The organism is Lentzea sp. NPDC054927 (assembly GCF_053610285.1).
In genome coordinates this window covers 483,940-496,993 of sequence record NZ_JBSGXZ010000001.1, presented here as the reverse complement: position 1 = coordinate 496,993, position 13,054 = coordinate 483,940, and the positions used below count along the sequence as shown (strand labels likewise).

Sequence of the window (13,054 nt, the reverse complement as noted above, 5' to 3'; positions counted from 1 at the left end):
TCCTACCCCTCGCGAACGAGGGGAGTCCTACGGCTCGCGCCGTGGGGTTTCTGCTTCGTCGCCGACTGCCCGCCCGGAGGGTTCCGTTGAGGTCTTACATCGGCTCCACAGACTGTCACCGCCAGCCCGGCGGCCAGGATGTTGCGTGCCGCGTTCACGTCCCGGTCATGGGTCGCGCCGCAGGCACAGGTCCAGGTGCGCACGTGCAGCGGCATGGTTGCCGCGAGCGCGCCGCAGGCAGAGCACAGCTTGGACGACGGGAACCAGCGATCCACGGTGATCACTTGTCGTCCGTACCAGCTCGCTTTGTACTCCAGCAGTTGGCGGAACTGCCGCCAGCCAGCGTCACCGATCGCGCGGGCCAGGCGGTGGTTGCCGACCATGTTGGACACGGCCAAATCCTCGATCACGAGCGTTTGGGTTTCACGCACGAGCCGAGTAGTGATCTTATGCAGGTAGTCCGCGCGCCGGTCGGCGGACCGGGCGTGCAAGCGAGCGACCTTCATGCGGGCCTTGGCCCGGTTGTTGCTGACCTTCTGCTTGCGGCACAAGGCCCGCTGAGCCTTCGTCAGCGCCGTTCGGTCCCGGCGTTCGTGCCGGGGATTGCCGATCTTCTCCCCGGTCGACAGGACCAGCAGGTGATCGAGGCCGACATCGATGCCCACCACCGCCTTCGTGGCGGGCATTGGCGTCACGCTCGGGTCCTCGCACAGCAGGGACACGAACCAGCGCCCGGCCGGGTCCCGCGACACGGTCACGGTCGACGGCATCGGCCCCTCCGGCAGCGGCCGGGACCAGCGGATGTCCAACGGCTCGGCCATCTTTGCCAGCGTCAACGCCCCGTCACGCCACCGAAACGCCGAACGCGTGTACTCCGCCGAGGCACGCGACTTCTTCCGCGACTTGAACCTGGGGTACCGGGCACGCTTGGCGAAGCAGTTCGTGAACCCGGCCTGCAGATGCCGCAACGCTTGCTGCAACGGCACCGCCGATACTTCGTTGAGGAACGCCAGTTCTTCTGTGCGTTTCCAGGCGGTCAGCAACGCCGACGTGGCCTCGTAACCGACCCGCTCACCGCGCAGCGTCCACGCCTCCGTGCGGGCCTGCAACGCCAGGTTGTACACCTTGCGAACACATCCGAACGTGCGCGACAGCTCGTCAGCCTGCGTCGCTGTCGGATAGAAGCGGAATCGAAACGCCCGCTTCACCTGACCACTCACCTTCCACAAACTACCAAATCGTTGTGTGGCACCACGCGGGTGGGTCATGTACGCCGTGTCGTCTTAGTAGCGACACGGCTGTCGCAGTCCTGCTCCGCAGGGGGCCGATTCCACCCCGTCCTGAAGTGCTGTGTCTCCTCGGAGGACTTCAGATGACGCTCCTGGCCGAGCGGCCGGTGCAGGCGACTGCGCCGGCCGCGCCCAGACGCCGCAAGCGCCCGATCCTGCCGTACGTGCTGATCGCGCCCACACTGCTCGCTACGGCGTACTTGCTGCTGTACCCGCTGGTGCGCAACGTGATCATCTCGTTGCAGGAGTTCGGACTGCCGCAGCTGGTGCGCGGCGACGCGAAGTTCGTCGGGCTCGCGAACTACGTCAAGGTGCTGTCCGATCCCGAGTTCTGGGGCGTCGTCAAAAGGACCCTGTGGTTCACCGCGATCAACGTCGTGCTGATCATGGTTCTGTCCACTTTGGTCGCACTGCTGCTGATCCGGCTCGGCAGGTGGCTCAGGCTGCTCGTGATGGGCGGCCTCGTGCTCACCTGGGCGACGCCGATCATCGCGGCGACCACGGTGTTCCAGTGGCTCTTCCAGTCGCGGCTCGGCGTCGTGAACTGGGCGCTGGTGGCGATGGGCTTCGAGGAGTACCGGGACTACACGTGGTTCGCCGACGGCGAGGCGACGTTCGGGATCCTCGTGACGCTGATCGTCTGGCAGTCGATCCCGTTCGCGGCGCTGTCGCTGTACGCGGCGATGATCACCGTGCCGCAGGAGCTGTACGAGGCCGCGCGGATCGACGGCGCGGGTGCGTGGCGGGTGTTCTCGACCATCACGTTTCCCATGCTGCGCGCGATGTTCGGCCTGATCACGTGCCTTGAGGTGATCTGGGTCGTCAAGGCGTTCGTGCAGATCTGGGTGATCAGCCAGGGCGGTCCGGGGCAGGCCACGACGACGTTGCCGGTGTACGCGTTCCAGGTCGCGCAGTCGTTGCAGCGCTACGACCTGGGCGCGGCCGTGTCGATGCTCATGGTGGTGCTGCTCGTGCTCGCGCTGCTGGCGTACTTCCGCCAGCTCTACCGGCAGGAGCGGGAAGCATGATCGGCCGGATCTCCCGGACCACGGCGGCGCTCGTCGTCTTCGTGATCTCCGTGTTCCCGGTGTACTGGATGGTGCTCACGGCTTTCAAGCCCACCAAGGACATCCAGGGCGCGACACCGACGTTCTTCCCGGCTTCGGTCACGTTGGACCACTTCGGCACGGCGATCGCCGCGAAGGGGTTCTTCTCCTTCTGGCGCAACAGCCTTCTGGTCGCGGGCGGGGCGGTGCTGCTGGCGCTGCTCGTCGCGCTGCTGGCGGCGTTCGCCGTTGCGCGCCTGCAGTGGAAGGGGCGGAGGGCGTTCGTGCTCATGGTGTTCGTCGCGCAGATGACGCCGTGGGAGGCGTTGCTCATCCCGATCTACGTGATCGCCAGGGACACCGGCATGCTCGACACGCTCTGGATGCTCACGCTCGTCTACTTCATGATGACGCTGCCGTTCACCATCGTCACGCTGCGCGGGTTCCTGGCGGCGATCCCGGTCGACCTGGAGGAAGCCGCGCAGGTCGACGGCTGTTCGCGCGGGCAGGCGTTCCGGCGGGTGGTGTTCCCGCTGCTGGCACCAGGGTTGCTGGCGACGTCGCTGTTCGGCTTCATCACCGCCTGGAACGAGTTCGCCTTCGCCAACGTGCTGATCATCAAGGACCAGGACGACCGCACGCTGCCGGTGTGGCTGTCGTCGTTCAACAACACCTTCGGCACCGACTGGGGCGCCACGATGGCCGCCTCCACGCTGTTCATGCTGCCGGTGCTGCTGATCTTCATCGTGCTGCAGGGCCGGGTCACCACGGGGATCGTCGGAGGGGCGGTGAAGGGATGATCGTCCCGCAACCGAGCAGGGTCGTGCGGCGCGGCAAGGGCTTCACGTTCGGCAGCGGTACGAGCGTGCGCGTCACGCCCGGTGCGGAGCAGGCGGCCAGACTGCTCCGCACCTCCCTGCGGCCGGCCACCGGTCTGCCGTTGCCGATCGCGGACCACGGCCAGATCGTCATGGCGCTCGACGCCAAGCTCGTCGGGCTCGGCGCGGAAGGTTACGCGCTGACCGTGAACGAACACAGCGTCCTGTTGCGCGCCGCCACCGCAACAGGCCTGGCTCACGGCGTGCAGACGATCCGTCAACTCCTGCCCGTCGAGGCACTCCGGACGAGTCGCGTGTCCGAAGTGGACTGGACATTGCCCGGCGTCGACATCCGGGACGTGCCGAGGCTGCCGTGGCGCGGGTTCATGCTGGACGTCGCCCGGCACTTCCAGCCGGTCCACGTGCTGCGCAGGTTCATCGACCTGATGGCCCTGCACAAGCTCAACGTCCTGCACCTGCACCTGACCGACGACCAGGGCTGGCGCATGCCGATCCCGAGCCACCCGCTGCTGACCTCGGTCGGCGGCTGGCGCGACGAGACCAACGGCGACGGCGTGCCCCACGGCGGCGTCTACACCCGCGGCGAACTGGAAGGACTCGTCGCGCACGCGGCCGAGCGCGGCATCCGGATCATGCCGGAGATCGAGATGCCCGGTCACGCCCGCGCGGCGCTGGCCGCCTACCCGGGCCTCGGCGTCGCCCCGGAACCGTTGCCGGTCTGGACCCGCTGGGGCATCAGCGATGCCGCGCTCGGCCTGCACGCGATCGGGTTCGTCCGTGAGGTGCTGGCGGAAGTCCTCGAAGTGTTCCCCGGCGAGCACGTCCACCTCGGCGGCGACGAATGCCTGCTGCCGAAAGACGTGCACGGCCGGTTCCTCACGCAGGCCGCCAAGTACCTGCTCGACCGCGGCCGCGTCCCCGCCGCGTGGGAACCGACGGGCGACCCGCGTTCCGTCGTGATGCCGTGGAAGGACGAGACCCAGGCGGCGAAAGCGCTGGAACAGGGCCAAGGCGTCGTGATGACCCCGCACACCTCCACCTACCTCGACTACCCGCAGTCGGACGGCGCGCACGAACCACCCGGCCAGCCCGGTTTCGTCGTGACCACCCGGGACGTCTACCGGGTTCCGCTGCCCGACGGTGTGCTCGGCGCCCAGTGCCAGCTGTGGACCGAACACGTCCGCACCCGAGAACACCTGGAATACCTGGCCTTCCCGCGTCTGGTCGCACTGGCCGACACCCTCTGGTCGCAGCGACCGGACTGGGAGGGCTTCACCACACGGATGCGCTACCACGCATCAAGGCTCGCCGCACTGTCCATCCCTGCCGAAGTGAGGAGAGAACCTTGCGAGCACTCATAGCCGTTTCCTGCGCGGCCCTGACGGTGGCCGCGATAGCGGTGGCGCCGAACGCCTTCGCGGCCGACGCGATCACCGCCCAGTACCGGACCAGCGCGTCCGGTGCGACCACCGACCAGGTCGAACCGTGGTTCAAGCTGGTCAACTCCGGTACCACGAGCGTGCCGCTGTCCGACGTCAAGATCCGCTACTACTTCCGCAGCGAGACCCCTGACGTCGGCTACCGGTTCGCCTGCTCGTGGGCGGTTCGCGGCTGCGGCAACGTCACCGGCCAGTTCGGCACGCTGACCGGAGGCTCGGCCGACCGCTACCTGGAGGTCGGGTTCACGAGCGGCGCCGGAACCCTGGCGCCCAACCAGGACTCCGGCGACCTGCAGCTGCGCTTCTACCGGACGAACTGGAGCCAGATCAACCAGTCCGACGACTACTCGTTCCGCGGCGACAGCACGTACTCGCCGTCGTCGAAGGTGACCGTCTACCGCGGCAGCACCCTGCTGTGGGGCACCCCGCCCGGTGGCAGCCCGCCCACCACGACGACGACCACGACCACGCCGCCGAACCCCAACGGCCCCAAGATGTTCGACGACTTCAGCTACACCAGCTCGAGCGACGCGCGGATCGGCCAGCGCGGCTGGACGGTCCGATCGGGCGGCGGCGGCCCCGGCGTGCCCGGCGCGACCTGGGACCCGTCGCGGGTGACGTTCCCGACCGTCGACGGCCAGAAGGTGATGCGCCTCGACTCGTGGAACAACGGTTCCGCGGCGAGGCAGACCGAGATGTTCCACCAGCGCAAGTTCTTCGAGGGCACCTACGCGTCCAGGGTGAAGTTCAGCGACGCGCCGGTCTTCGGCCCGGACGGCGACCACGTGGTGCAGACGTTCTTCACCATCACCCCGCTCGACGCCCCGATGGCGCCGAACTACGGCGAGATCGACTTCGAGTACCTGCCCAACGGCGGCTGGGGCGAGCCGGCCAACATCATGTACGAGACGACCTGGGAGACCTACCAGAACGAGCCGTGGGTCGCCGACAACATCCACAACGAGCAGCGCGCGAGTTACAACGGCTGGCACGACCTGGTTTTCCAGGTCGCGAACGGCCGGGTGAAGTACTACATCGACGGCACGCTGGTCGCCGACCACGGCGACAAGTACTACCCGGAGACGCCGATGTCGATCAACTTCAACCTGTGGTTCATCTCGGGTGGGTTGCAGGGCAGCAGTGCCGAGCGGGCCTACCAGCAGGAGGTCGACTACGTGTACTTCGCCAAGGACCAGGTGTTGAGCCCGGCTCAGGTGAAGACGGCGGTGCAGAGCTACCGCAGCTCCGGTGTGGAGCACGTCGACAACGTGTGAGCAGGTGGGGCCGTCCACCGGGAAACCTCAGCGGTGGACGGCCCCGCGGTCAAGTGGTGATGCTCAGGAACAGTTCGTCCTGCTGCCGGCGTTGACCAGGTAGCTGGAGTGAGTGAACCCGACGGTGTTGGTGTTGTGGGCCAGGACGATGTCCCAGTAGATGCCGCCGTTGGTCACCCAGCAGAGCGTTGCGAGGTTGTTGGCGTTGGCGACCACGTCGTAGGCCCAGTCCTCCTTCGGGTACAGGTGTACCCAGGCGGGGTTGTACTCGGCGTGCAGGGCGGTCGACTGACCGATGTCGCTGCACCATCTCTGTGACTTCACCGAGAGGTTGTAGGCGTGGGTCCAGCCGACGAACTTCTTGTCGTGGTCGAGGACGAGATTCCAGGTCTCTCCGTCCGTGCCCCAGTCCTTGCAGATGGTGGCGATGTCGGTGCCGAAGTTCAGCTCCAGGTGCTCGCCGTAGAGCGGGTTCGGCCGGAACCGGATCCAGGTAGGCGCCTGGAGGATGCCGGTGGCCTCACCGATGCCCATGATGGTGACGTCATCCTGGGCTGGTTTCTGGTCTGGTTGCGCTGCGCCCGCAGGAGCGAGGACGAGCAGCGCGGCGATCGCGGCGAACAAGGACAGCACGGATTTCAGCGTTCGATTCAAGAGAACTCCCCCGAGATCTCATGGACAGGGGAGACAACTCTTGTTGATGTCAACGACCTCCGTCTAAACCTGAGTTTATGGGGTGCTGCGGGATCACGCGTCTACCTGCGGCCCCAGTTGCACTTGGACCGGGCACCGCTGCCGTCAGCCCAGCAGTTTGTCCAGGGTGATAGGCAGATCGCGGACCCGTACACCGGTGGCGTGGTGGACGGCGTTCGCGATCGCGCCGGCCACCCCGACCATGCCGAGCTCGCCGATTCCCTTGGCCCCCAGCCCGCTCACCAACGGGTCGGGGCGGTCGATGAACCGGACGCCGATCTTCGGGATGTCGGCGTGCACCGGCACCAGGTAGGACGCGAGGTTGGCGTTGGAGAAGCGGGCGGTGGCGTGGTCGATCTCGGTGGCCTCCAGCAACGCCTGGCCGATGCCCATGATCACCGCGCCCTGGATCTGGCTGCGGGCGGCCTTGGCGTTGACGATCGTGCCCGCGTCCATCACCGACAGCCAGCGGGTCACGCGTGGTTCGCCGGTCAGCCGGTGGACGCGTACTTCGCAGAAGTGTGCGCCGAACGAACGGTAGCCGTGCTCGGGATCGACGAGTTGCGGTGAGCTGCCGACGGCTTCCACGCCGGCGACGTCGCACGTGCTGAGCAATGTGCCGAAGCTCATGGTCAGCCCGCCGCCGGACACGCTGCCGTCGCGGTAGGTCACTTCCTTGCCGTGGAACGGGGAACGCGGGTTCGTGACGGCGAGGGTGATCAGCTCGGCTCGGGCTTTGGCGGCGGCGTCCTGGACTGCGGGGCCGTTGCTGCAGGTGGAAACCGAGCCCCCGGCGTTGGCCGCGGCGGGGGAGGTGGAGTCGCCGAGCTCGGGGTGGATGCGGTCGACCGGGATGCCCAGGGCGTCGGCGGCGAGGATCGCGAAGACCGTGTACTGGCCGGTGCCCAGGTCGGCTCCGGTGCCGGACACGGTGGCCGTGCCGTTCGCGACGAGCCGGACCTTCACGGATGCCTTGTCGCGCCAGGCGGCGTAGGTCGCGGTGCCCATGCCGGTGCCGACCAGCCAGTCGCCGTCCTGGGTCGCGCGGGGTTGCTTCGGGCGGCGTGACCAGCCGAACTCCTCGGCGCCGAGGCGGTAGCACTCGTCCAGGTGCTTGCTGGACCAGGGCTTCTTCGTGTTCGGCACGACGGTCGCGTAGTTGCGCCGCCGGATCTCGAGCGGGTCGAGGCCGAGCCGGCCGGCCAGTTCGTCCATCGCGCTCTCCAACGCGAACGAGCCGTTCGCCTCGGCCGGTGCGCGCATCACGGTGGCCGCGCCGAGGTTCAGCGGTACGACTTTCTTGGTGGTGCGGAGGTTCGGGCTGGCGTAGGTGGTCTGCACCCAGCCGGCCGGGTTCTCCGAGAAGTTGCCGGCCAGGCCGCGGCTGGAGACGCCGTCGTTGGTGATCGATGTCAGGGTGCCGTCTTCGTTGCACGTCAACGAGATCGTCTGTTTGGTCAACGGACGGTGGCCGGCGAGTGCGAACACCTGCTCGCGGGTCAGCACGGCTTTGACCGGACGTCCGAGGGCTCTGGCCGCCGCGCACGCCAGCGGTACCTGCGCCCAGTTGCCCCACTTGCCGCCGAAGCCGCCGCCGACGTGCGGGCTGAGCACGTGGATCTTCGCCGGGTCCACGCCCAGCGTCTCGGACAACCGCTTCTGCACGAGCAACGCGCCCTGGGAGGTCGAGTAGACCGTGAGGCGGTCGCCGTTCCAGGTCGCGACGGTGGCGTGCGGTTCCATCGCGCAGTGGTGGTGCACAGGTGAGGTGTAGTCGGCGGTGAACGTGACCGCGCCCAGCGTCTGAGTGCCGAGTATCTCTTCGACTTCCTCGAGCTTTTGCGCAGTGCGGCCGGGGAACTCCGTGACGTGCGGAAGCTGCTGGTAGGTGGCGGTGACGAGGCCGGCCGCGTCACGTGCCTGTTCCCACGATTCGGCGACGACGAACCCGATCGGCTGGCCGAAGTAGCGCACCTCCTTGTCCTGCAACGGAGGGAAGCGCTCGTCGTTCTGCTCCTGGACGTACGCGAACAGCTTGAGCGGGTTGAACGGCGTGTACACGGCCAGCACGCCGGGGGAGGCGAGCGCGGCGGTGGTGTCCATCGCGGTGACAGAGCCCTTGCCGATCGTGCTGGTGACGAGGTAGCCGTAGGTGACGCCAGCGATCTTCGTGTCGGCGGCGTACGGCGCCGCGCCGGTGACCTTGATGCGGCCGTCGACCCGGTCGACGGACTGTCCGATCGGTGTCTTCATCGCACACCCGCCACGTCGAGCAGCGCCCTGACGATCGTGCGTTTCAACAGGCTCGTTTTGAACGTGTTGTGCGCCAGCGGTCGTGCACCGTCCACAGCGGACTCAGCGGCGTCGGCGAACGTCCTTTCCATCGCCACGCCGCCTCGGAGAGCCTCTTCGACGGCTCGTAGTCGCCACGGTCTGGTGCCCACTCCGCCCGCGGCGAGCCGGACGTCCTGGATCACGCCGCGTTTCAGGTTGATCGCGGCGGCGACGGACGTGAGCGCGAACTCGTAGGACTGCCGGTCGCGGATCTTGAGGTACGTGGAGTTCCGCGCCCAGGGGAGCACCGGCACGACCACCTCGGCGATCAGCTCGCCGGGCCCGAGCACGTTCTCCTTCTCCGGTGTGCTGCCGGGAAGCCGGTAGAAGTCCTCCAGTGGCACCGTGCGGTCGCCGTCCTCGCTCCTGAGCACGACCTGGGCTTCCAGTGCGACGAACGCGACGGCGACGTCGCTGGCGTGGGTGGCGGCACAAGAGTCGCTGGTGCCGAGGATCGCGTGGCCGCGGTTCACCCCGGTGAGCGCCGGGCACCCGCTGCCCGGACTCCTCTTGTTGCACGCCGACGTGACGTCGCGGAAGTAGTCGCATCGGGTGCGCTGCATGAGGTTCCCGCCGATGCTCGCCATGTTCCGCAGCTGGCCGGACGCGCTGAGCAGCAACGCGCGGGAGATCATCGGGTGGACCGACGTGACGACGGGGTGCGCGGCGACGTCGCTCATCCGCTCCAGCGCGCCGATCCGCAGCACGCCGTCGTGCAGCCGGATTCCCCTGAGCGGCAGGGCGTTGACGTCGATCACCCGGTCCGGCGTCAGGACGTCGAGCTTCATCAGGTCGACCAGGGTGGTGCCGCCGGCGAGGAACGCGGAGCCCGGCCCGGCGAGGCGGAGAGCGTCGGGGACGGTCGACGGCGAGGCGTAGTCGAACGCGTGCATCAACGCTCCCTGGCCTGTTTGATCGCTTCCAGGATGTTCGGGTAGGCGCCGCAGCGGCAGATGTTGCCCGACATGGCCTCCCGGATCTGGTCGTCGGTGCGGACCTCGCGTTCCTCGACCACCTCGACCGCCGACATGATCTGGCCGGAGGTGCAGAACCCGCACTGGAAGCCGTCGTGGTCGATGAACGCGCGCTGCACCGGGTGCAGGTCGTCACCGTCCGAGATGCCCTCGATCGTGGTGACCTCCTTGCCCTGCAAGGTCGCGACCAGGGTGAGGCACGACAGCACGCGCCGGTCGTCGACGTGCACGGTGCACGCGCCGCACTGCCCGCGGTCGCAGCCCTTCTTCGTACCGGTGAGCCCGAGCCGTTCCCTGAGGGCGTCCAGCAACGTCACCCGTGGATCGAGGCTGAGCTTCTGGCGTTCGCCGTTGACCTTGAAGGCCACGTCCACGAGCCCCGTCCGCGGCGGGCTTTCGGCCGCGATCGCCCCCACCGCGGGTGAGTCCAGTGCTGGTGAGGTCAGGGCGACGCCTGCCGACACCGCCGCCGCCTGCCCGAAGAACCGCCGCCTGCTGGTCGTCATGTGACCCCCTGTGCTCAGGGCCACACAAGCAGTGTCCGTCCGGGCGGGTCAATGCGCGTGGAGATTCCGGTACAACGTTCATCGGACTGAACCGCCGCCCTGGGCGGGACTGCTCCGAGCGGGTGAGCTGGAGTGGCCAATTGATGGACAATGAGTTGCCGCGTCTGTCTCAACCGGCGGCGTCGTGACTAGCTTGCGCGCATGTCGTTTGGACCACCCGGATTCTTCCTCTCCTACACGCAGGCTGACGCGGCCTACGTGAAGCGGCTCGCGGAGCACCTGGAGGCCTCCGCGCTACCGGTCTGGCTCGACGCCAAGCTTCGTTGGGGCGCGAGGGTTCCCGTCGAGATCCGGGACAAGCTGTCCGCCGCGCCGGGGATCATCGTGATCATGTCGCCCGCGTCCGAGCGCTCGGAGTGGGTCGAGCGGGAGATCCTCGAGGGGCAGCGGTACGGGCGGCCGTTCCTGCCGATCCTGCTGCGCGGGCAGCGGCACTTCCTGTTGGCCTCCACCAGCTTCTTCGACGCACGGGACGGGCGGCTGCCGGGTCCGCAGGAGATCCACGACCTGCGGGAGCTGCTGGAGGGGGCACCGCCACCGGTGCCGAGGCCGAGCCCGGTCGTCCCGGTGGCGTCGGTGCCGGCGGAGACCTCGTTGCGGAAGTTGCGGCACGCGTTGGAAGAAGGCCAGCTCGCGCACGCCGACATCCTGACGACGTCGCTGCTGCTGGACGCCGCGCAACGACTCGACAAGGGATGGCTGCGCCGGACCGACGGCGCCAAGCTGCCCACCGGCCTGCTCGCCGACATCGACGCGCTCTGGTCGAAGTTCGCCCAGCAGGGGTTCGCGGTGCAGCAGGCCAGGCATCCCGGACCGCCGCCAGGCGCACCACCCGGCCGCCATCGGGACTTCCTCGCGCTGGCGTTGTCGGTGGGGTGGAAAGGACTGCGGGGTGAGGTGTCCCCGGTGTACGAGGAACTCGTCGGCGCGGACTTCTTCCCGCCGGGCTTCTTCCCGACGATGCGCAACCCCCAGCTCGAACGGTTCGAGAGCTGGCACGACAAATGGACCGACACGGTCATGACCGTGCACACCCGACTGCGGAACAACGGTGTCCGATGACATTTTTCATGCTTGTCGTTCTGGTGATCGCTCTGGCCGCGGTGGTGGCGCTGACCGGCTACCAGTCGGTGCCGACCGGGAAGATCGGCCTGGTGTACAAGCGGTTCGGTGGCTTGAAGAGCGAGAGGTACCCGGTGCGGGTGCACGGCGGCCAGGGCGTGCAGGCCGCCACCCTGCAGGCCGACCGCCGCTACCTGTTGCCGCCGCTGCTGTTCCGGGTCCGCAACGTCGAGAGGACCTACGTCCCCACCGGCACGATCGGGCTGGTGATCGCGAAGGTCGGTGCGGTGCCGCCGGTCGAGTTCACGCTGTGCCGGCACGTCGACTGCGACTACTTCCAGGACGGCCGCGAGTTCCTGCTGAACGGTGGTCAGATGGGCAAGCAGTCGATGGTGCTGCCCGGTGGTGCCTACTACGACATCAACCCCGCGCTGTTCGACGTCATCACCACCGAAACGCTGGGTGACGACGAGAAGGACGAGCTCACCCGCTCCGACCTGATGGACATCAGCATCCCGGAGGGCGCCACCGGGGTCGTCATCGCCAAGGTGGGCGAGTCACCGGACGAGGACGACAAGACCGTCGGCCCGGTGGTGGCGGGCCACGCGAGCTTCCAGAAGCCCTGGGAGTTCCTGGCAGGCGGCGGCCGCCGCGGCGCGCAGGCCGAAACGCTGCCCCACGGCGGCGTCTACCGCATCAACCCGTGGTTCGCCCGCGTCGTGATCATCCCGACGCGCGAGCTGACGCTGGACTGGCAGCGCAGCGACACCAAGTCCGCCGACCGCTACGACGCCGCGCTGGACCAGATCGTGGCCAACGTCGAGGGCAACCGGCTGCTGTTCACGATGACCCAGATCATCCGCATCCCGGCCAAGGCGGCACCGCTGCTCGTGCGCCGGTTCGGTGAAGACCGGGACATGACGGGCCTCGGCGACGTGCAGAGTCCCGCACCCGTGCAGCGGTTCGTGGAACGCGTGCTGGGCCGCACCGTGAAGGGCTACTTCGAAAGCTGTGCGTCGGAGTACGAGGTGCTGCAGTTCATCGAGGGACTCAACGAAGTGCGGATGGAGCTGGAGTCGAAGGTCGCCGAGGCGCTCACGGAGTGGGGCGTGGAGGCCGGGCGGACGACCCTCAGCGACTTCGAGTGCGAGGACCCGGAACTGGACGCGCGCCGGCGGAGGAAGGCCGAGGAACGCGACAGGCGGGCAACGCTGGAGCACGAGCTGGACAACGCCAAGCTGACGAAGGAGATCGAGAGCACCAAGATCGACACGGAGAAGGAACGGGCCACTGTTCCGGTGGCGGAGATGGAGGCCAGGGCCAACGTGCTGGGCGTGCAGTCCGAGGTGCTGCTCCAGTCGCTCGGACAGCTCAAGGACTTCAACACGCCGAGCATCGTGACCGACGGCGCCACGGCCAACGGCGCGTTGCCGCTCGTGGTGGGTCAGCAGATGATCAACCAGACGCTGGCGAACATCCAGAAGGACCCGCCGCCGCAACTGGAGCCCGGTGAGGAGGACGAGCAAACCCGGTGAGGT

General features: G+C 67.9%; 11 protein-coding genes. 6 read left to right on the top strand and 5 right to left on the bottom strand.

Annotated features, from left to right (window positions below):
• Nucleotides 1–2: 2 nt before the first annotated feature.
• Complete coding sequence (locus tag ACWGE0_RS02420; RefSeq protein ID WP_452259087.1) at nt 3–1,220, bottom strand: RNA-guided endonuclease InsQ/TnpB family protein; 1,218 nt, start codon at nt 1,218–1,220, stop codon at nt 3–5.
• 152 nt (nt 1,221–1,372) lie between these two features.
• Between ACWGE0_RS02420 and ACWGE0_RS02415 the strand changes: the two genes are divergently transcribed.
• Genes ACWGE0_RS02415 through ACWGE0_RS02400 form a run of 4 tightly spaced genes read left to right on the top strand, consistent with a single transcriptional unit; the run spans nt 1,373 to nt 5,887 of the window.
• Entirely contained in the window at nt 1,373–2,317 is a 945-nt protein-coding gene (locus tag ACWGE0_RS02415; protein WP_452259086.1) for a carbohydrate ABC transporter permease, read from the top strand.
• A complete protein-coding gene (locus ACWGE0_RS02410) occupies nt 2,314–3,135 on the top strand; it encodes a carbohydrate ABC transporter permease (RefSeq protein WP_452259085.1) in 822 nt (273 codons plus the stop codon). Before ACWGE0_RS02415 ends, ACWGE0_RS02410 begins: the two co-directional genes overlap by 4 nt.
• Nucleotides 3,132–4,535 carry a beta-N-acetylhexosaminidase gene (locus ACWGE0_RS02405; protein WP_452259084.1) on the top strand — a complete coding sequence of 468 codons (1,404 nt, stop codon included), beginning with the start codon at nt 3,132–3,134 and terminating at the stop codon, nt 4,533–4,535. Before ACWGE0_RS02410 ends, ACWGE0_RS02405 begins: the two co-directional genes overlap by 4 nt.
• Nucleotides 4,520–5,887 carry a cellulose binding domain-containing protein gene (locus ACWGE0_RS02400; RefSeq protein WP_452259083.1) on the top strand — a complete coding sequence of 456 codons (1,368 nt, stop codon included), beginning with the start codon at nt 4,520–4,522 and terminating at the stop codon, nt 5,885–5,887. The genes ACWGE0_RS02405 and ACWGE0_RS02400 overlap by 16 nt, the downstream gene beginning before the upstream one ends.
• A gap of 63 nt (nt 5,888–5,950) precedes the next feature.
• Here the strand turns inward: ACWGE0_RS02400 and ACWGE0_RS02395 are convergent, their stop codons facing one another.
• The 4 genes from ACWGE0_RS02395 to ACWGE0_RS02380 form a co-directional block, all read right to left on the bottom strand.
• The gene (locus ACWGE0_RS02395) at nt 5,951–6,541 is read right to left on the bottom strand and encodes a hypothetical protein (RefSeq protein ID WP_452259082.1); all 591 of its coding nucleotides are present in this window, start codon (nt 6,539–6,541) and stop codon (nt 5,951–5,953) included.
• A gap of 144 nt (nt 6,542–6,685) precedes the next feature.
• A complete protein-coding gene (locus ACWGE0_RS02390) occupies nt 6,686–8,833 on the bottom strand; it encodes a xanthine dehydrogenase family protein molybdopterin-binding subunit (RefSeq protein WP_452259081.1) in 2,148 nt (715 codons plus the stop codon).
• Nucleotides 8,830–9,807, bottom strand: a complete 978-nt coding sequence (locus ACWGE0_RS02385) for an FAD binding domain-containing protein (RefSeq protein ID WP_452259080.1) — start codon at nt 9,805–9,807, stop codon at nt 8,830–8,832. The genes ACWGE0_RS02390 and ACWGE0_RS02385 overlap by 4 nt, the downstream gene beginning before the upstream one ends.
• Nucleotides 9,807–10,262 carry a (2Fe-2S)-binding protein gene (locus ACWGE0_RS02380; protein WP_452259327.1) on the bottom strand — a complete coding sequence of 152 codons (456 nt, stop codon included), beginning with the start codon at nt 10,260–10,262 and terminating at the stop codon, nt 9,807–9,809. The genes ACWGE0_RS02385 and ACWGE0_RS02380 overlap by 1 nt, the downstream gene beginning before the upstream one ends.
• A 333-nt stretch (nt 10,263–10,595) precedes the next feature.
• Between ACWGE0_RS02380 and ACWGE0_RS02375 the strand changes: the two genes are divergently transcribed.
• The gene (locus ACWGE0_RS02375; protein WP_452259079.1) at nt 10,596–11,516 is read left to right on the top strand and encodes a TIR domain-containing protein; all 921 of its coding nucleotides are present in this window, start codon (nt 10,596–10,598) and stop codon (nt 11,514–11,516) included.
• Entirely contained in the window at nt 11,513–13,051 is a 1,539-nt protein-coding gene (locus ACWGE0_RS02370; protein WP_452259078.1) for an SPFH domain-containing protein, read from the top strand. Before ACWGE0_RS02375 ends, ACWGE0_RS02370 begins: the two co-directional genes overlap by 4 nt.
• The last annotated feature ends 3 nt before the right edge of the window (nt 13,052–13,054 follow it).

Bases quoted from the DNA above. Each gene is read 5' to 3' on its own strand.
- ACWGE0_RS02370 (WP_452259078.1), top strand. From the start codon at position 11,513: ATGACATTTTTCATGCTTGTCGTTCTGGTGATCGCTCTGGCCGCGGTG.
- ACWGE0_RS02405 (WP_452259084.1), top strand. From the start codon at position 3,132: ATGATCGTCCCGCAACCGAGCAGGGTCGTGCGGCGCGGCAAGGGCTTC.
- ACWGE0_RS02375 (WP_452259079.1), top strand. From the start codon at position 10,596: ATGTCGTTTGGACCACCCGGATTCTTCCTCTCCTACACGCAGGCTGAC.
- ACWGE0_RS02415 (WP_452259086.1), top strand. From the start codon at position 1,373: ATGACGCTCCTGGCCGAGCGGCCGGTGCAGGCGACTGCGCCGGCCGCG.
- ACWGE0_RS02410 (WP_452259085.1), top strand. From the start codon at position 2,314: ATGATCGGCCGGATCTCCCGGACCACGGCGGCGCTCGTCGTCTTCGTG.
- ACWGE0_RS02385 (WP_452259080.1), bottom strand. From the start codon at position 9,807: ATGCACGCGTTCGACTACGCCTCGCCGTCGACCGTCCCCGACGCTCTC.
- ACWGE0_RS02390 (WP_452259081.1), bottom strand. From the start codon at position 8,833: ATGAAGACACCGATCGGACAGTCCGTCGACCGGGTCGACGGCCGCATC.